Below are 18057 nucleotides of genomic sequence, written 5' to 3'. Positions count from 1 at the left end.
GGGCGGCATGCCGGAGAGCATCGACTTCCACGGCTGGGTCCGCCCGGCCGTCGGTGACCTGGTCACCGCGGTCGACGCGGGCCGCCCGCGGGTCACCTTCGACGCGACGCTCACCGCCCGCGACGCGAGCGGCGCCGTCACCGGCGAGGACACCGCGACGCTGTCGGTGCTGCTCGCCGGCCCGCGCGACGTCACCGGCCTGCAGCCGGGCGCGGTCCGCCGGCGGTTCCCCGAGCCGGGCGCCATCGACGCCGAGACCACCAAGTGCCCGTACGCGGAGCTCGCCGACGCCTCACTCCCCTGGCGGTACACCCCGGCGGCCAACCCGGGCACCGCCGACCTGGTGTTCCGGCCCTGGCTGGCGCTGCTCGTCGGCACCGAGGCGGAACTGCCGATCGTGGACGGTCGCGTGCGGCCGGCCGCGCCGGTCTGCGCGGCCCATCCGCTCGCCGGCTCGGCGCGCTGGGCGCATGTGCAGCGGGGAACCGGCCGGGACATCGCCCGGATCCTCTCGCCGCGCCCGCTGGAGCCCGAGACCGAGTACGTCGCCGCGCTCGTTCCCGCGTTCGGCGCGGACGGCGGCGACGCCTGGACCGCGGCCGGCGGGGCGGATCTGCCGGTCTACGACTCGTGGCGGTTCCGGACCGGGCCGGGCGGGGACTTCGCCGCGCTGGCCCGGCGCCTGAGGCCGGGGACGGCGGGCGCGGGCGTGGGGTCGGCCGGGCTGGGTTATCCGCGTACGCCGGGAGCGACGCTCGCCGTGCGCGGCGCCCTCATCCGGCGCGACGCGACCGATCCGGCCCTGCCCCCGGAGGTCGCCGCGGACCTGTCGACGCTCGCCACCCCGGCGCACGACGACCGGGGCCGCCCGGTGCTCGGCCTCCCCCGGTACGGCCAGGACTGGCGGGCCGACGTGGCCGGCGCCGCGTGGGGCCGGACCGTCAACGGCGACCCCCGGCATCGCGGCGTTGCGGGCCTCGGGCTGGACCTCGGCGTCACCCGGCAGGAGGAGCTGATCCAGCAGGCCGCCGACCAGCTGGGCGCCGCCGAGGCGGCGGCGCAGCGCATCCGCGACCTCAGTCTCGGCCTGGCCGCGAGCGGGTCGCTGTGGCGGCGGCGTTTCCCGGCCGACGCGCTGCGCCGCCTGTGGGTGCTCGGCCCGGCCCTGCGCCGCACGGTCACCGGCGACGGCACGCTGGCCGCGCTGGCCACCGCCGACGACCGGCCGCTGCCCGCCGGGATCTTCTCGTCGGCCTGCCGCCGCATCCTGCGGCCCGGGCCGGCGCGCAGCTCCGGCACGGACGCGGCCGCGCTCGACCCGGTGGCCGTGCTGCACGCCGCCAACCGGTGCCCGCCGGGCGACCAGGAGGCGGAGATCGGGTTCCGCCCGGCCGGGCTGGGCGCCGCCGATTTCTTCGACCGGATCCGGCAGCTGGCGCAGGCGCTCGCCGGCCCGGCAAGCGGCGCGGCGCCGGCGGTCGGGGTCGTCAGCCCGTCGCCCATCGTCACGCCGTCGCCCGTCATCACGCCGCCACCCCCGCCGCCGCCCCCACCCCCGCCGCCTCCCCCGCCCCTGCCGCCACCACAGCTGCTGGCCGCCTTCGCCACCGTGCGCGCCCAGTCGGGGCCGGACGACCAAGCCCTGATCGACGCGGTGGTGCGGAAGATCCGCGACCTGGCCGGGCAACGCAAGCCGCTGCCCTGGGGCTATCTGAGCGGCCTGCTCGCCGCCCTCGTCGACCAGCCGCGCGACGCCGCCGCGGTGTCCGGGTTCGCGGACCCGATCCGCAACGACACCGCGCCCACCGAGAGCCAGGCCGAGCTGGTCGGGCTGCTGCGGGCGCTGCGCCAGCCGCTCGGCCCGCCACCGCCGTGCCGGCCGGTCCGCCTCGGCGACCTGGCCGCCGGGGTCGACGCCGCGCTCGACCCCACCCGGCCGGACGCCGCGGCCCGCACCCGGGTGCTGGACCGGTTCGACGGTCTCGACCCGCAGGCGCCCGAGGCGCCGCCCGAGCTCTGCTTCCGGATCACCACGCCGGCCTGGCGGATGCTCGCCGACACCGCGCCGGACTGGCTGCTGCCCGGCGCCGCCGCCCTGGAGCGGGACCGGGTCGTCGGGATGCAGACCAACGCCACCTTCGTCCAGTCGCTGCTGCTCGGCCTCAACGGACAGTTCCTCGCCGAGCTGCGCTGGCGCAACCTGCCGATCGCCGCCGGCTGCACCCCGCTGCGCACCTTCTGGGGTCAGGTCGACACGGCGGCCGGGGAGCCCGCCGACGACATCCGGCCGGTGCGGCAGTGGCCGGCGACCGCGGACCTCGGCGACCCGCTCAACCAGCCGGACGGCCCGGCCGGCCCGCACGCCGTGCTGGTGGCGCGCGGGCAGCTGTTCCTGCGGTACCCGGCCACGCTCGTCTACCTGCTCTCCGCCGAGCACGACGGCGAACCCGACTTCTCCCGCGACCCCGCGCCGGACGCGGGCCGGGTCCTGCCGTCGTTCCAGGGCCGGATCGGATCCGACGTGATGTTCTTCGGCTTCCGCGGGTTCGACCCCGCGACGTTCGGCCGGTTCTGGGTGGCCTTCGAGGAACCCGCCGCCGGCTACCGCTTCCACAACGACGTCGCGGCGGCCGCCGCCGCGACGAACGGCGCCGACTTCGCCGAGCTTTCCTTCGCCGATCCCGTGCGGGTGCTGATCGGCGGCGCCGACCTGATGCCCGAGGAGTTGCCATGACGGACACGGTCGGCGTGCTGCTGCCGCTGCGCATCGAGACCCGCTTCGACGGCGCCCGGCTGCGGCTGCGGGTGATTCCCGACGAGCCGTGGCTGGACCGGCACGATCCGCTGCCCCGCGCCGGCGAGCTCGACCTGCTGGAGCGCTACCTGGCGGTGGCCGGCGACCAGCCCGGCGCCCCCGACGCCCGGCAGGCGTGGCGCGCGTTCGCCGGGCAGGTCGGCGGTGGCCGGGCGGTCTGGCTGCTCGAGTCGTTCCGCGACGGCCGGCCGGACGACCTGCGCGCGACCGCCCGCCTGCCGGAGATCCCGTTCTTCCCGCCGCACCTGCAGGTGTGGCTGGTGCGCGCCGGCACCCCGCCGGAACTCGCGCTCACTCTCGACGTGCGGGCCGAGCGGATCCGCGCCGACCTGCCCGACCCGAGCGACCCGGACGACCGGCGCTGGTGGGAGTCCTGGGACGAGGCGGTCGAGGCCGGCGTCGCCGGCGAGATCGATCTGACCGACTTCCCCGGCGAGATCGAGACGCTGTACGTGACGGGCCTGGGCGAGACGGACCAGGAGCCGGCTCGGCTCTTCGCCGCCCACGCGGCCGCGGGACGGCTCGGCCTGCTGTCGCCCGGCGATCCCACCAACACCGTGGACGCCGCCCCGGCCGCGCATCTCGGCGACGATCCGGACCGCTGGCTGGACGCGCTCTCCGCTCCCGCCACCCCGAGCTCGCGGGCGGTCAGCGCCGCCCTGACCGGGTCGCCGGACGCGTTCCGGGTGCTGCTCGACGACGATCCGGAGCACATCGCCCACGCGGAGCACCTGACCGCGGGGCTGTGGCCGGCGCTGTGGGGGTTCGCCCAGACGTCGGTGTGGCGCCTGCCGGACGCCGAGGCCGCGGCCGCCTGGGCCGCCGGGAACCTGTGCCCGGAAGGACCATGGCCACCGCTGCGCATCGGCGATCAGCCGTACGGCTTGCTGCCGGTGACCTCGCTGGCCGAGTGGCGACCGGCTCCCGGCGACCCGGCGGTGGAGGCCGGCATGATCGGCGCGCTCCGGGTGCTGCGGGAGCGGTGGGCGCGGGCCGCTCGCGAGCGCGGCACGGTGCTGGGGGCGGACACCGAGGGCCTGCTGGACCGGCTGGCGCAGGTGCCGACGTCGACCGGTTACCGCCACCGCGACAGCCGCCCGTTGCAGCTCTGGTACATGGCGATGCTGTTCCTCGGCTATTTCGAGGACTGGATCGACGTGCGCAACGGCTGGGGCGACCAGGCGGCTCTGGCCGAGGAGATCGGCCTGGACCCGCGACGGCGGTACGCGTCGGTGGGCGGCAGCACCGCCGTCCCGCTCCCGCTGGTCAGCCCCGCGAGCCTGGCCGCGGGCGACACCGCCGGGGCCATGCTGCGCCGCCTCCTGCAGGCCACCGCGGCGAACCCGGCGCTGCTCGCCGACCCGCGACGGCTGGCCACCGAGGTGCTCGGCACGCCGGCCGACAGCCTGCTGCTGCGGCTGGCGATCCGCGCCCTGCAGGTGGCGGTGGGCGATGTCGGGCACGCCAAGCTCGGCGACTGGTCGGCCTGGCTCGACGCGCTGCTCCGCCAGGACACCGAGCAGACGCCGCTCGAGCGCTGGATCCGCGCCGTCGCCCCGGCCGACCTGACCGCCGGCCCGGCCCGGGTGATGGCCGGGCTGACCGCGGTGGCCGGTCTCGCCGACGCCGACGCCGGCCGCCTCGACCGACTCTTGCGCGCCACCTTGGACACCAGCACGTTCCGGATCGACCCGTGGGTCACCGGTCCGGCGCTGCGCCGGCTGCGGGCACTGGGCGCGGCCGGCGCGCGGAGGCGGCTCGGCGCGTACGGCTGGGTGGACACGCCGCGCACCGGCGAGCCCGGCCCGACCGGCGGCGGGCTGCTGCACGCCCCGTCGCAGGCGCAGGCCACCACCGCGATGATCCTGCGGGACCGGGCCCGGAACGACCCCAAGCCGGACCGCTGGCACATGGATCTGAGCTCCGGCACGGTTCGCACGGCCGACCGGCTCGGCGCCGCCGTGCGCGGTGGCCTGCACCTGTCCGAGGTGCTCGGCCTGGAAGTGGAACGGATCGTCGGCGACGGCGCCACCGTCCTGCGGTTGCGCCGGGACTTCCCGATCCGGGCCGAGCACGCGGGCCGGCGGGTGTGCGACGGCCGGGCGGTGCTGGCCGCCGATCCGGGCGCCCTCGGCCTGCCCGGCCCCGCGCGCGCCGGCCTGGACCGGCTGCGGGCGGGCCTCGACGCGTACGGCGATCTGCTCATCGCGCAGGCGGTCTTCGATGTGGTGGAAGGGCGAGGGGAGAGCGCGGGCGCCACGATGGACGCCGCCGCCGGCCTGGCCCGGCCGCCGGACCTCTCGGTGCTGCGGACTCGGCGCCCGGGCCGCACTGTCTCCAGCGCCTGCCTGATCGTGCTGCCGGCGCCGCCGGAGGTCGCGCTGCCCGCCGACGCCGCCGCGCTCAGCGAGGTGCCACCCGCGACGGTGGCCGACCCGGCGTTCGCCGCGTTCCTCGCCGCGCAGCTGGGCGCTCCCGCCGACTGGCGCTGGCAGGTCGGGGCGGCGACCACGGTCACGCTGGCCGACCTGCGGATGCAGCCGGTGGACACGCTGGCGCTGGCGGTCGACGACCTCGAGCGCCTGGTGGAATCCGTGGGCGGCGGCGAGATCGTCGAGCGGCCGGCGGAACCGCTGGGCGGCGGCGAGATCGTCGAACGCTCCGGCTCGGCCCGGCACCGGCAGGCGGTGCGGCTGGCCGCGCTGATCGGGCGCACGCCGCCGCCGGAGAGCCCGGCCGGCCTCATCGAGCGGCGCTACCGCGACGTGCGCGAGATCGCCCAGGCGATCCTGGCCCGGCTGCGGGCCGTCTCGCCCGACGACCGGGCGGCCGCGCTCATCGCCGCCCGGCGCTGGGGCGTGGTGCCCGAGGACGGCGTTCCCGATCCGGCGGCGCGGGCCGCCGAGCTCCTGGCGAAACGGGTGGACGCGGCCCCGCCCGACGGCGCCGGGCTGAGCCGCGCCGACCTGATCGCCGCGCTGGCCGACCTGGTCACGCCGACCGGACGGCTGGCCGTGCTGGGCCGGGTCGCCGCCGCGGACTTGCCGACCGGCCTCGCCGCCACGCCCGACTTGGACGACCGGTGGCTGACCGTCGTGGCCGCTGTCCGCGAGCCACTGGCCCGCTTGGAGGCCCACCAGCTCGCCGCGGCCGCCCCGGCCGGCGCCGGGGACGCGTTCGTGGCCTGGTCCAACCGGCCGGTCGACCCGTGGCAGCGGGACGGGACCGGCCCGCCGCTGGTGGCGGCCTACGCGCCGACCGGACTCCAGCTCGACGGGATGGCGGCCGGGGCGGAGGTCGCGGTCGGCCTGATCGACCGGTTCGAGGAAACGATCCCGGCGGCCGAGGGCGCCACCTCGGCGGTCTTCGGCTTCCACGCGCCGACCGCGCGGCCCCCGCAGGCGATCCTGCTCGCCGTCCCGCCCGACCCGGACCGTCCACTCGAGCCCGCCGACCTGATCACGATCGTGGCCGAGACCCGCGAGCTCGCCCACGCCCGGATGGCCCGACCCGCCGACCTGGCCGCCGCCCACGCGATCCTGCCGGCCGCCCTGCTGCCCGCCGAGGGCCCGCTGGCGGTCCCCCTCGCCCCCGACCCGACCCCCGACCCCGGCCCGGCCGTCAACCGCGAGCCGGCCCCTGACCGCGAGCCGGCCCTCGGCTCCGAGCCCGGCCTGAGGAGGCGGCCCCGATGATCGTTTACGACCGCCTGCTACGGCTGGAGTCCGAGCCGCTAATGCAGGATCTGGCCCGGGGGTTCGCCGCCGAGCTGGCCGATCCCGCCTGGATGCTCGGGCGCGGCTGGCAGATGCTGGAGCAGCAGGGCGGCAACGCCTCCTCCCCCGTACGCGTGGAGTATCGCGCCTCCTACGTCCCGGTCGCCGCGCCCGTCGGCGATGTCGCCGCCGATCCGCGGGTCACGCCGGTCGAGGCGATCGTCGAGTCCGAGCCCGGCGACCACTGGACGCCCGGCCGGCGGATCACCGCGGGCCGGCGGGTGGCCGCCGCCGTGCCGCTCCCGGACGACCCGAGCCTGCTGCTCGCCGGGCTGCCCGCCCCGTACGACGTGCTCGACGGCAGCGGCCCGGACGGGCGCGTCCTCTGGCGGCGCCGCGCCGAGCTGGGCCTCGACCCGGCCCTGTTCCCCGACCCGCCGCCGCAGCCGGAGCCCGCCGACCGGTGGAACCCGGCCCAGTTCGGCTACGACGCCGACCTACCGGCCGGCGATGTCCAGCTGCGGCTGCGCCGGCACGATGGCGGCCCGCTCGACTGGTACTCGGTGGACGCCTCCGGCCCGGTCCCGGCGCCCGCGCAACCGCCGCCGGCGGTGTCGGTGCTCACCGGCCGGGCCACCTACCGCGGGGCGCCGGCGCCGCGCTGGTGGCAGATCGAGAACGCCAAGGTGGACATCGGCGGCTACCCGCCGGACCGGGCCCACGTCAGCACCACCCTGCTCGTCGACCTGGTCTGCGGCCACTCCGACGACTGGTTCACCTTCCCGGTCGCGTCCCAGGGCGGCTGCGTGGTGACCCTGCACGAGGTCGCGGTGCACGACTCGTTCGGCGAGAACTGGCCGGTCGTGCCGCCGGAGGATGGCTGGACCCTGTTCGCCGTCGACGGCCTGGACGTCCGCTCGCTCGCCGTCTGGGCCACGGCGAGCACGCCCCTGCAGGGCCCGGTGCTGGACACCGTCCTGCTCGGCGAGGATCAGGACGCCAACCTGCTGTGGGCGGTGGAACGGCGGATCGGCGGGCGCGAGATACCCACCCCGGACCGTCCGGTGGCTGCCCCGCCGGACGGCATCGACGCGCAGCAGGCCCTCGCGTACACCTATCTCCCGACCAGTGACGTCCCGGTTGGCTGGCACCCATACCAGTTGGACGACTCCGGCGGACGGCGCCGGTTCGTGCAGGCCCGCGTCGCCGATCTCGCCGGGCCGGAACCGGTGCTGGCCCCGGCGCCGGTCAGCGACCTGCTCGCCGATCCGCGGGCCGGCGCGGCCGATCCGGCGCACCAGATCGATCCCTCCGCGGTTCCGCCGGCCGGCCTGCGGCTGGAACGGCGGGCGATGCTGGCCCGCGGCACCGATGGCCGGCCGGTGCTGTGGACCCAGCGGAGCACGGCGCCGCTGTCCGCGCCGCCCGCGCTGCGGCTGCGGTGGGACCAGTTGGCACCGGCGGCCGGGGCGCCATGATCGAGCGGGTTCTGCTGCTGAGCATGCCGTTCGGGGCGCTGGACCGGCCGTCGCTCGCCCTCGGCCTGCTCCGGGCCTTGTGCGACCGGGCGGGGGTGGCCTGCGACACCGGCTACCGGACGTTCCGGTTCGCCGAGATGGTCGGCCACCGCGACTACCAGTGGGTGATGGACCTCCCGCACACCGCGTTCGCCGGGGAGTGGCTGTTCGCGGAGGCGCTGTACGGGCGCCGCGAGGACGCCGACGACCGCTACTTCGACGAGGTGCTGCGCCGGACCTGGCGACTGGGTGACGCCGACGTGCGGCGTCTGCGTTCCATCCGTACGGCGGTCGAACCGTTTCTGGAGGACAGCCTGCAAGCCGTGCACCGGTCCGCGCCCACCCTGGTCGGTTTCACCTCGGTCTTCCACCAGCAGCTGCCGTCGCTGGCCCTGGCCGCGCGGATCCGCCGGAGCCGGTCCGGGGTGACCGTCGCGTTCGGCGGCGCGAACTGTGAGGGCGAGATGGGCGTGGCGCTGCAGCGCCTGTTCCCCTTCGTCGACCTGGTCTTCTCCGGCGAGGCCGAACGGTCCTTCCCGGCCGTGCTGAGCGCCCGCGCCGCCGGCCGGCCGGTGACCGGCATCCCGGGCGTCACCGTGGCCGGGGCCGCCCGGGGCGCCGGCGCGCCGGCCCCGCCGATCGGCGACCTCGACGAGGTGCCCACGCCGTGCTTCGACCCGTATTTCGCCCAGCTGTCCGGCACGCCGGCCGGCGCCGCGATCCGGCCCACGCTGCCGGTCGAGACGGCGCGCGGCTGCTGGTGGGGAGCGCGGGCGCACTGCACGTTCTGCGGGTTGAACGGCGGCACCATGGCGTTCCGCAGCAAGTCGCCGGGCCGGGTGCTGGACGAGCTCGCCGAGCTGCGGAACCGGCACGGCGTCGCGGAGTTCGGGGTGGTCGACAACATCCTGGACGCGCGCTATTTCCGCACGGTGCTGCCCAAGCTCGCCGCCGCCGGCTTGGACGTGCGGCTGTTCTGGGAGGTGAAGGCCACCCTGACCCGCGCGCAGGTCCGGCTGCTGCGCGACGCCGGGGTGACCCGCGTGCAGCCGGGCATCGAGAGCTTCTCCGACCACGTCCTCACGCTGATGCGCAAGGGCACCACCGCGGCCCGCAACATCGAGCTGCTCAAGTGGTGCGCCGAGTACGGCGTCCGCCCACTGTGGAACCTCATGTACGGCTTCCCCGGCGAGACCTCCGACGACTACCGGGAGATCGCCGAGCTGCTGCCGGCGCTGTGGCACCTGGAACCGCCGGCCGGGTACGGCCCGGTGCGGATGGACCGGTTCAGCCCGTATTTCGAGCGCCCCGGCGAGTGGGGGCTGACCGGCGTGCGGCCGATGGCGGTGTTCCACCACCTCTATCCGGAGGCCGGTGAGGCGGCACGCCGCATCGCCTACTACTTCGACTTCGACTACCCGGACGGCCGCGCCGCCGACGCGTACGCCCGCGAGGCGATCGCCGCCGCGCTGGCCTGGCGGCGCGAGCCCGATCGCGGCCTGCTGACGATGAGCCAGGGCGACGACGGCACGATCCGGCTGGCCGACAGCCGCTACGGCGTCGCGGCGCCGGTCTGGACGGTGCTGACCGGGTGGCGGGCCGCCGTCTACCGGCATTGCGACCGCTCCCAGCTGCTGGCGACGCTGGCCGCCCTGCCCGAGGTGCGGGCCGACGCTGTGGACGCCGGAACGCTGCGCGCCTTCCTCGAGCGGTGTGCCGCCGAGCGTTCGATGGCACGCCTCGGACCGCGGTGGCTCAGCCTGGCGGTGCACGTGCCGCCCCGCGAGGCGGCCTGCGATCAGGACACCGATCGCCACGACGGGTAGTGGGTCTCGACCGGCCGGCCGTCCGGGTGCCGGCCGCGCAGGTAGTCCAGGTCCTTCACGTACTCGGGCCGGCCGCGCCGTTGCTGCCACGCCTCCCATTCGGCGTGCGGACTGTCGTCGACCCGCAGCCGCGCGCCGCCGGCCTCGGCCAGGAACACGTTCATCTGGGCCACCGCGTCGCCCGCGGCGACCGTCACCGTCCCGGGCCGGGTGAGCAGGCAGACGATGCTGAACTCGGCGGGGTTCCACCAAGCCTCGATCAGGGCTTCCATCGCGACCCAGGCCGGGGCGATGCGGTTCGGGACGCCGCCGACGCGCACGAACTCGCCGGGATGGTCGGTCGCCACCACGAATCCGGGGTGGAGCGTGAACGAGGCCGGCGCCGCGCGGGCGCTCACCCGGGCCATCGGATCGTCCGATTCGACGACCGCGTGCCCGTGGACGTCGCCGTCCCAGCTGACCCGGAAGGAGAACGGCGAGTGGACGGTGAAGCCCAGCGAGTTCGCCATGGTCAGCGGCAGGCAGTGCCGGGCGTGTCGCCGGGTGGCGTGCTGCTCCTCCCACCACTCCCGCCGGGGCGGGGCCGGTCGCGGCAGGAACTCGCCGGCCAGCCACGGGAGGCGGTGAACGCGCAGCTCCATGCGACCCCTCCTCGCGTCAGAAGACGGTGTACCCGCCGTCGATCACCACGACGGAACCGGTGACGAAGGCCGCCGCCGGCGAGCACAGATAGACGACGGTCGGCGCGATCTCCTCGGGCGACGCGTAGCGCCGCTGCGGGGCGTCCTCGATCCACATGCGCTGGAACTCGGGGCGGTCCACCGGGGCCATCTCGGTCTTCACATAGCCGGGGGCCACCGCGTTGACGCGGATGCCGTGCGGCGCCCACTCGGCGGCCAGCGACTTGGTCAGCTGGTGGACGGCGGCCTTGGAGGCGTTATAGGGCGCCTGGGCCTGCGGGCGGTTCACGATCAGGCCGGAGATGGAGCCGATGTTGACGATCGCGCCGCCGCCGGTGGCGCGCAGGTGACGGCCGGCCGCGAGGCTGACCTTCCAGACCGCGCGGACGTTGAGATCGAAGACCTGCTGCCACTCGTCGTCGGTGGCGTCCCAGGCCGGGTTGTGGAAGCAGACGCCGGCGTTGTTGACCACGATGTCCAGGCCGCCCAGCGCCTCGGCGGCCTGGTCGACCGCCCGATCGGCCTGCTCTTCCGCCGTCAGGTCGGCGCTGATCCCGTACGCGTCGATGCCCTCGTCCTTGAGACGGCCCACCGCGATCTCGTTGGCCTCGGCGCTGCGCCCGACGAACGCCACGGTGGCGCCGCTGTCGGCCAGGGCCCGGGCGAACGCGTACCCGAGGCCCCGATTGCCGCCGGTGACCAGGGCCTTCTTGCCTTCGAGCGAGAACGCGGACAAGCCGCGGGGGTAGTCGGCCATGGTGAGCTCCCTCGGGTCGGGAATCAGGTGCGCGGGCCCAGCATCAGTTGGGTCGCCTCCACGGCGGGAGCGACGATCGTGGCGACATCGTGGCCGTCCTCGACGGCGGTGGCGATCAGCTCGCGGAGGCCGCCCAGCAGGATGGTGGCGAGCTGCTCGGACGGCGGCCGCACCCCGGCGGCGCGCAGGTGCGGGGTGTCGGTGAGGTCCTGGATCAGCTCGACGTAGGAGCGCATCGTCGAGCGCTGGAAGTGCCGGGCGCGGCCCTGGCCGAGCGCGGGCACGTCGCGGATCCAGCTGAGGGTGATCGGCGGATCGGCCTGGACCGCCGCGATCCAGCCCTCGATCGCCTGGCGCGCCTGCACCTCCCAGGCGGCGACCGGGTCGACCGCGGCGACGATCCGGGCGATCGTGCGCTGGTTGCTCTCGTGCAGCAGGGCGACCAGGCACTCCTGGCGGTCGGCGAACTGCGCGTAGAACGTACGCCGGGAAGTGCGCGCCTCCCGGACGATGTCGGCCACCGTCGTCTCCGCGTACCCCCGGGTGCGGATGCACGCCGCCAGACCCTCCATCAGCCGCCGGCGATGCGAGGTGTCCACGTCAGTGGTCGTCACGTTGCACACGCTAATACCTGACGACGGTCTTGTGCGCGGCTGGTACGCGAACGTACCGTGGGGCGGTACGCGAACGTACCAAGCGGAGGTGGGCGATGACAGCGACAACCGCGACCCACGCGGTCCTGCCGGACGGTCCGCACTCTCCCCGGGTGGTGCAGGCCCTGAGCTTCGCGGTCTCGCGGCGCGCCACCATGCGCCGGCTGAGCCGCCGGTACGGGTCGGCCTTCACCGTCGACTCGCTCAACCTCGGGCGCATGGTCATGCTGGCCGACCCGGCCGAGGTGCGCGAGCTCTTCCAGACCAGCCCCGAGCTGGCCGACACCCCCGATCAGAACCTCGGCTCGGTGCTGGGAAAGGGATCGTTCTTCGCCATCACCGGCGACGAGCACCGCCGGCAGCGCAAACTGCTCACCCCGCCGTTCCACGGGCGCCGCCTGCGGGCGTACGAGGAAATCATCGAAAGCGAGACGGCGCGCGAGACGAAGTCATGGCCGGAAGGCCGGTCCTTCCCGGTCATGCCGTCGACCATGCGCATCACGCTCAACGTCGTCCTGCGGGCCGTCTTCGGCGCCGAGGGGGCCGAGCTCGACGAGCTGCGCCGGCTGCTGCCCAAGGCGGTCAAGCTCGGCTCGATCCTGGCGGTGCTGCCGATCGTGCGCCGCGACCTCGGCGGATACGGGCCGGGCCCGCGCTTCGACCGCTACCGGCGGCGCTACGACGAGATCGTCGGCACGCTGATCGACCGGGCCGCCGCCGATCCGCGCCTCGACGAGCGGGAGGACGTGCTCGCCCTGCTCGTGCAGGCCCGCTACGACGACGGCTCGCCGATGAGCCGCGGCCAGATCGCCGACCAGCTGCTGACCCTGCTCACCGCCGGGCACGAGACCACGGCGACGACGCTGGCCTGGGCGTTCGAGCGGCTGCGGCGCCACCCCGCGGTGCTGGAGCGGCTGGCCTCCGGCGGCAACGAGCTGCTCGACGCGACGGTCATGGAGGTGCAGCGGGTCCGGCCGGTCGTCGAGATCACGGCGAGGCAGGTCCGCGCCGACAGCCTGCGGATCGGCCGGTGGACCCTCCCCCGCGGCACCGTCGCCACCGCCTGCATCACGCTGCTGCACGAGAACGAGACGCTGTTCCCCGACCCCGGGCGCTTCGACCCGGACCGGTTCGCCGGGCCGCATGCCGAGACGTACGGCTGGATCCCGTTCGGCGGTGGGGTGCGTCGGTGCATCGGGGCCGCCTTCGCCTCGCTCGAGATGCGGGTCGTGCTGCGCACCATCCTGCGGGACTTCGTGATCGAGCCGACCACCGACCGGCCGGAGCGACCGCACAGCCGAGGCATCGCCGTGGCGCCGGCCGGCGGTGGCCGCATCGTGGTCCGCCGCCGTTCGGCTACCTAGTTCTCAGGTAGTCGATCCAGACGACATCGCCGCTGTCCAGGCGCACGGTCACCGTGGCGTTCCGCGGTACGGTCGCCTCCGCCCACGCCGTCGCGCTTCCGCGGCCGGGTAGCGCGAGGGACTGGCGGAGGCGGGCGCCGAGCTGGCGGATGCGGCGGGCGATGTAGCGGTACGCCTGCTTGTACTGCGCCGGGTCGTAGGCGGGGTCTGCGCCGGGTCGGACAGATACAGGCCGACCGTGAGCCCGCCGCCGTACTGATTGACGGTGGCCGGGAAGTCGTTCTCGCCGGACCCGTAGTTCGTAGGCTGGAACATGCCGCTCATGGGTGAGCCGACCAGGTTGGTGTAAAGGGTGACCCCGGCCGGCTCGGGAAAGCCGCGCACGTCCTTGCCGAAATCGTCGAGGGTTTCGAAACCTTCCCGTGATGGGCCTCACTGCGGCAACCGGATCTTGGGGTCACCATCAGAGGCGCGGTATCTCACGGGGACGAACCACGGCGGTCTGGAGGGCGACTTGCAGACGTACTCTTCGGTCCGGCTGCGCCTGCTCGGGTGGGTCGCCCGCCGATTCGGCGGGAAGACCGGCCCGGTCTCGTTCGACGGCTCGCTGTCGATGCTGCCGGACAGCTCGCTCTTCCCGCTGTTCCGCGACGGCCTCGACCCGGTGCCCGAGGTGGGCAAGCTGCGCGAGCAGTCGCCGGTCAGCCGGCTGCCGATTCCGCTGGGCATCCGCGTCTGGCTGGCCACCGGGTACGAGCCGGTGCGGGCGGTCCTCGGCAGCACGGACGGCTTCAGCAACGACTTCGGCCGGTTCGCCGCCCAGATCGGGCTCACGGCGGCCGCGGAGCCCGGCGGTCTCGGCATGACCGACCCGCCGATGCACACCCGGCTGCGCCGCCTGGTCACGCCGGAGTTCACCATGCGCCGGCTGGCCCGGCTGCAGCCGCGGATCGAGACGATCGTCAGCGACCGGCTCGACGCGATGGCCCGGATCGACGGCCCGGTCGACCTGCTGCAGGAGTTCGCGCTGCCGGTGCCCGCGCTGACCATCTGCGAGCTGCTCGGCGTCCCATACGCCGACCGGGCGCTGGTCCAGGAGTTCAGCGCGGCCCGCTTCGACCTCGGGGGCGGCGCCTACGCGCCGCTCGACGCGATCAACGAGTCCAAGGCGTACCTGCGCGGCCTGGTCGCCGACCAGCGCCGGAACCCGGGCGACGGGCTGATCGGGGCGCTGATCCGCGACCACGGCGACGAGCTCGGCGACCAGGAGCTGGCCGCCCTGGCCGACGGCGTGCTCACCGGCGGGCTGGAGACCAGCGCCAGCATGCTCGCGCTCGGCGCCCTGGTGCTGATGACCCAGCCCGAGCTGGCCGAGCCGCTGCGGTCCGGCGAGCCGGCCGACGCGCTGGTCGAGGAGCTGCTGCGCTACCTGACGGTGGTGCAGGTCGCGTTTCCCCGGTTCGCCGTCCACGACCTCGAGGTGGCCGGCGTGCCGATCAAGGCGGGCGACATCATCATGTGCTCGCTGAGCGGCGCCGACCGGGACGGCGTGCTCGGCCCGGGGATGGACCGGATCGACGTCGGCCGGCCCACCGGCCGGTCGCACCTGGCCTTCGGGCACGGCCTGCACCGGTGCGTCGGCGCCGAACTGGCCCGCATGGAGCTGCGCACCGCCTACCCGGCCCTGGTGCGGCGCTTCCCGGCGATGCGCCCGGCCGTCGACCCGGCCGACCTGCCGATGCGCCGGGCGTCGATCGTCTTCGGCCTCGACGCCCTCCCGGTGACCCTGGAGCCGCTCACCCCTTGAGGCCGGTATGGGCGAGGCCCTCGATGAACTGGCGCTGGGCGATGACGAAGACGATCAGGACCGGGATGGCGGTCATCGACGCCGCGGAGAGCTGGACGTTCCACAGCTGGCCCTGGTACGGGTCGGTGAACTGGGTCAGGGCTTGGGGCAGCGTGAACATCGACTTGCTGGACAGGTAGACGATCGGCTCGAGGTAGAGATTCCAGCTGGTCAGGAACGTGAAGATGGCGACCGCGCCGAGGGCGGGGCGGGCGAGCGGCAGCGCGATGCGGCGGAAGATGGCGGGCCGGCCGAGGCCGTCCATGCGGGCGGCCTCCTCCAACTCGACCGGCAGCGTGACGAAGAACTGCCGCATGATGAAGGTGGCCAGGACGCTGGGCGCGCCCAGCACCGGCACCAGGATCAGCGGCCAGTGCGTGTCGATCAGGCCGAGCGAGTTGAAGATGCGGAACAGCGGGACGATCGTCACCTCGCTGGGGATGAGCAGGCCGGTCAGCACCACCAGGAAGAGCACGTTCTGCCCGCGGAAGCGGATGCGGGCGAACGCGTACCCGGCCATCGACGAGACCACGAGCGTGCCCAGGGTGACCACGATGGCGATGTAGGCGCTGTTGAAGTACTGCCGGGCGAACGGCTGCATCGTGAACACGTCGTGCCAGGCCTCGAACGAGACGCGCGAGGGCCAGAGCGCGCGGCCGAAGATGTCGGCGTTCGGCTTCAGCGAGCTGGTCACCATCCACCACGTCGGGAAGACGAACGGCACGCAGAGGACAAGCAGGATCCCGTACGTGAAAAGCCTGGTCCTACGACTCATGGAAGACCCACCTCTTGCGGAGCTGCCACTGGACGACGGTGAGCACCAGCACGATCAGGAAGAGCAGGACCGACAGGGTGGCGCCGTAGCCGAAGGCGTGGAACTGGAACGCCTGCTGGTACAGGTAGTAGACGAGCACCGTGGTGGACGTGCCGGGGCCGCCCTCGGTGAGCACGGCGATCTGCGCGAAGACCTGCAACGACCCGACCACGGTGATGACCGAGGTGAGCAGGATGGTCGGGCTGATCATCGGCAGCGTGATGCGGCGGAACACCGTCCATGGCCCGGCCCCGTCGGCTCGGGCCGCCTCCTGGAGCGAAACCGGCACGCCCTGCAGCGCGGCCAGGAACAGCACCATGTTGAGCCCGACGTTCTTGAGGACCTGCACCACGATCACCGCCGCCATCGCGGTGCCGCCGGAGCGCAGCCAGTTCGGGCCGTCGATGCCCACCAGGTCGAGGAAGCCGTTGATGCCGCCGTTGTCCTGGAGCATGAACCGCCACACGATCGTCCAGGCGACCAGCGACACCACCACCGGCGAGAAGAACAGCACCCGGAAGAACGTGGTGCCGCGCAGCTTCTGGTTGAGCAGCACGGCCAGCAGCAGCGCCAGCGACAGGTTGAGCACCACCAGCCCGGCCGAGAAGAGCGCCGTGGCCCGCAGCACGTGCGGGACGTTCGGGTCGTCCAGCAGCTTCCGGTAGTTGTCGGCGCCGCTGAAGGTGAACGTGTTCGCGAGCACGTTCCACTCGTGCAGGCTGTACCAGAAGACCAGCACGAGCGGAACGAGCACGAAGGCGACGGTGCCGGCCAGCTGCGGGGCGATGAAGAGGTACGCGGTGAGCTGGTCGCGCCTTTTCAAGTTCATAGGAGCGGCTGGATCGCGGAGCACACGCCCTTGAGCACCGCCGGCACGTCGGCGTCCGCCTTCCACATCGGATCGAGCGCGGCCCGCACCGCCTGGCTGATCTGGGCGTTGTTGGCGTGGCTGGGCTTGACCACGCCGTTCGCGATGCCGTCGATCACCACGGTCTGCAGCTGTTCCGGCTTGAGCAGCGGGTTCGTCTTGGCCAGGGTCTCCGCATTGAGCTGCGGGGTGCGCGGCGGCGGGAAGAACTGGGCGAGCTTGGCCGAGTTGGCGTCGCTGGTGAAGAACTTGAGGAACTCCTTGGCCGCGTCGGCGTGCTTGCCCTGCTTGAGCACGCCCACGCCGCCCTGGCCGATGACCGAGTACTTGCCCTTCGGCCCGGCCGGCAGCGGCACCAGGTCCCACTTGAACTTGGCGTCCTTGAGCAGCGAGGCCCGGGAGATCTGGGTGATGGTCATCGCCGACTCGCCGGCGAAGAAGTCGGCCGCCACGCCCGGCCCGGGAATGGCCTTCTTCGTGAAGATCGCCTGGTGGATGAAGGTCATCGCGTCGGTCATCGGCTGCTGGTCGAAGCCGCAGGTCTTGCCGTCGTCCGACCACGCCTGGGCGCCCCAGCCGTCGAAGATGGGCGCGAGGTTGGTCCAGTCCTTGTAGTCGAAGTCGCGCGGCACCAGGCCCTGCTTGCCGGTCTTGGCGGCGGTGGCGCCGGCCACCGCGATCGCGTTGTCCCACGTCCAGTCCGCGCCGGTGGGGAGCTGCTGCCCGGCCTTGGCGAGCATGTCGGTGTTGACGAAAACCCCGAACGGCGAGGTCGAGAACGGGTACGCGATGAGCTTGCCGTCCTGCTTCCACAGCGCGGTCGCGCTCGCGGCGAGCTCGGACGGGTTCTCGATCGAATCGTCGAGCGGCGCGAGCGCACCGGACGAGACGAAGTCCGGCGCCGAGCCCTCCAGGATCCAGGCGAGGTCGGGCGCGTTGCCGCCGGCTATCTGGGTGGTCAAAGTCGTCGTGTACGTGTCGACCGGCAACGCGTCGAACTGCACGGTCACGTCCGGGTGGGTCGTCTTGTACTCGGCCGCGATCTCGTTGAACAGCTTGACGTGCGCCTCGTTCGCCGACCAGGTGGTCATCCGCAACGTGACCGGGCCGTCGGCGCCCGTGTCGCCGCCGCCGCACGCGGCCATGGTTCCGAGCAGGGCTATGGCGGCGATGGCCGCGGTCTTCTTCATCTGACGCGTCC

Annotated in this window: 12 protein-coding genes; 6 read left to right on the top strand and 6 right to left on the bottom strand. The window is 74.1% G+C overall.

The window, feature by feature from the left end; genetic code table 11:
* The first annotated feature begins 7 nt into the window (after nt 1–7).
* Genes ACQPZX_RS13125 through ACQPZX_RS13110 form a run of 4 tightly spaced genes read left to right on the top strand, consistent with a single transcriptional unit; the run spans nt 8 to nt 9874 of the window.
* Nucleotides 8–2734: a hypothetical protein gene (locus ACQPZX_RS13125; RefSeq protein WP_433379235.1), complete on the top strand. Its 2727-nt coding sequence runs from the start codon at nt 8–10 to the stop codon at nt 2732–2734.
* The gene (locus tag ACQPZX_RS13120) at nt 2731–6510 is read left to right on the top strand and encodes a hypothetical protein (RefSeq protein WP_433379232.1); all 3780 of its coding nucleotides are present in this window, start codon (nt 2731–2733) and stop codon (nt 6508–6510) included. The genes ACQPZX_RS13125 and ACQPZX_RS13120 overlap by 4 nt, the downstream gene beginning before the upstream one ends.
* Nucleotides 6507–8009, top strand: a complete 1503-nt coding sequence (locus tag ACQPZX_RS13115; RefSeq protein ID WP_433379229.1) for a hypothetical protein — start codon at nt 6507–6509, stop codon at nt 8007–8009. The genes ACQPZX_RS13120 and ACQPZX_RS13115 overlap by 4 nt, the downstream gene beginning before the upstream one ends.
* Nucleotides 8006–9874 (top strand): RiPP maturation radical SAM C-methyltransferase, encoded by a 1869-nt coding sequence (locus ACQPZX_RS13110; RefSeq protein ID WP_433379227.1) that lies wholly within the window; start codon nt 8006–8008, stop codon nt 9872–9874. Before ACQPZX_RS13115 ends, ACQPZX_RS13110 begins: the two co-directional genes overlap by 4 nt.
* On the opposite strand, the gene ACQPZX_RS13105 is transcribed toward ACQPZX_RS13110, so the two are convergent.
* Genes ACQPZX_RS13105 through ACQPZX_RS13095 form a run of 3 tightly spaced genes read right to left on the bottom strand, consistent with a single transcriptional unit; the run spans nt 9847 to nt 11925 of the window.
* Nucleotides 9847–10515, bottom strand: coding sequence for a DUF6065 family protein (locus ACQPZX_RS13105; protein WP_433379224.1), 669 nt, complete (start codon nt 10513–10515; stop codon nt 9847–9849). The genes ACQPZX_RS13110 and ACQPZX_RS13105 overlap by 28 nt on opposite strands.
* A 16-nt stretch (nt 10516–10531) precedes the next feature.
* On the bottom strand, nt 10532–11311 hold the full coding sequence (locus ACQPZX_RS13100; protein WP_433379221.1) for an SDR family NAD(P)-dependent oxidoreductase: 780 nt from the start codon (nt 11309–11311) through the stop codon (nt 10532–10534).
* A 23-nt stretch (nt 11312–11334) separates the two neighbouring features.
* Complete coding sequence (locus tag ACQPZX_RS13095; protein ID WP_433379218.1) at nt 11335–11925, bottom strand: TetR/AcrR family transcriptional regulator; 591 nt, start codon at nt 11923–11925, stop codon at nt 11335–11337.
* Nucleotides 11926–12020: 95 nt separating this feature from the next.
* Here ACQPZX_RS13095 and ACQPZX_RS13090 point away from each other — a divergent pair, with 95 nt between their 5' ends.
* Together ACQPZX_RS13090 and ACQPZX_RS13085 are read left to right on the top strand one after the other, a co-directional pair.
* Nucleotides 12021–13328 (top strand): cytochrome P450, encoded by a 1308-nt coding sequence (locus tag ACQPZX_RS13090; protein ID WP_433379215.1) that lies wholly within the window; start codon nt 12021–12023, stop codon nt 13326–13328.
* A 514-nt stretch (nt 13329–13842) separates the two neighbouring features.
* Entirely contained in the window at nt 13843–15135 is a 1293-nt protein-coding gene (locus tag ACQPZX_RS13085; RefSeq protein ID WP_433379212.1) for a cytochrome P450, read from the top strand.
* Here ACQPZX_RS13085 and ACQPZX_RS13080 read toward each other — a convergent pair.
* From ACQPZX_RS13080 to ACQPZX_RS13070, 3 genes are read right to left on the bottom strand one after another with little or no spacing between them, the layout of a single operon-like run.
* Nucleotides 15125–15949, bottom strand: coding sequence for a carbohydrate ABC transporter permease (locus ACQPZX_RS13080; protein ID WP_433379209.1), 825 nt, complete (start codon nt 15947–15949; stop codon nt 15125–15127). The two genes, ACQPZX_RS13085 and ACQPZX_RS13080, sit on opposite strands and share 11 nt — an antisense overlap.
* Nucleotides 15939–16817, bottom strand: a complete 879-nt coding sequence (locus tag ACQPZX_RS13075; RefSeq protein WP_433379206.1) for a carbohydrate ABC transporter permease — start codon at nt 16815–16817, stop codon at nt 15939–15941. Before ACQPZX_RS13075 ends, ACQPZX_RS13080 begins: the two co-directional genes overlap by 11 nt.
* Nucleotides 16814–18046: an ABC transporter substrate-binding protein gene (locus ACQPZX_RS13070; RefSeq protein WP_433379203.1), complete on the bottom strand. Its 1233-nt coding sequence runs from the start codon at nt 18044–18046 to the stop codon at nt 16814–16816. The genes ACQPZX_RS13075 and ACQPZX_RS13070 overlap by 4 nt, the downstream gene beginning before the upstream one ends.
* Nucleotides 18047–18057 lie beyond the last annotated feature (11 nt).

It is taken from the genome of Actinoplanes sp. CA-142083 (assembly GCF_050942195.1).
In the GTDB taxonomy this organism is placed as follows: Bacteria; Actinomycetota; Actinomycetes; order Mycobacteriales; family Micromonosporaceae; genus Actinoplanes.
The sequence above is the reverse complement of the archived record's forward strand: the minus strand, read 5'-3'. Positions and strand labels throughout refer to the sequence as shown.

Excerpts from the sequence above, each read along its gene's own strand:
- ACQPZX_RS13110 (WP_433379227.1), top strand. The coding sequence starts at position 8,006 with ATGATCGAGCGGGTTCTGCTGCTGAGCATGCCGTTCGGGGCGCTGGAC.
- ACQPZX_RS13115 (WP_433379229.1), top strand. The coding sequence starts at position 6,507 with ATGATCGTTTACGACCGCCTGCTACGGCTGGAGTCCGAGCCGCTAATG.
- ACQPZX_RS13105 (WP_433379224.1), bottom strand. The coding sequence starts at position 10,515 with ATGGAGCTGCGCGTTCACCGCCTCCCGTGGCTGGCCGGCGAGTTCCTG.
- ACQPZX_RS13120 (WP_433379232.1), top strand. The coding sequence starts at position 2,731 with ATGACGGACACGGTCGGCGTGCTGCTGCCGCTGCGCATCGAGACCCGC.
- ACQPZX_RS13100 (WP_433379221.1), bottom strand. The coding sequence starts at position 11,311 with ATGGCCGACTACCCCCGCGGCTTGTCCGCGTTCTCGCTCGAAGGCAAG.
- ACQPZX_RS13080 (WP_433379209.1), bottom strand. The coding sequence starts at position 15,949 with ATGAGTCGTAGGACCAGGCTTTTCACGTACGGGATCCTGCTTGTCCTC.
- ACQPZX_RS13070 (WP_433379203.1), bottom strand. The coding sequence starts at position 18,046 with ATGAAGAAGACCGCGGCCATCGCCGCCATAGCCCTGCTCGGAACCATG.
- ACQPZX_RS13075 (WP_433379206.1), bottom strand. The coding sequence starts at position 16,817 with ATGAACTTGAAAAGGCGCGACCAGCTCACCGCGTACCTCTTCATCGCC.
- ACQPZX_RS13090 (WP_433379215.1), top strand. The coding sequence starts at position 12,021 with ATGACAGCGACAACCGCGACCCACGCGGTCCTGCCGGACGGTCCGCAC.
- ACQPZX_RS13125 (WP_433379235.1), top strand. The coding sequence starts at position 8 with ATGCCGGAGAGCATCGACTTCCACGGCTGGGTCCGCCCGGCCGTCGGT.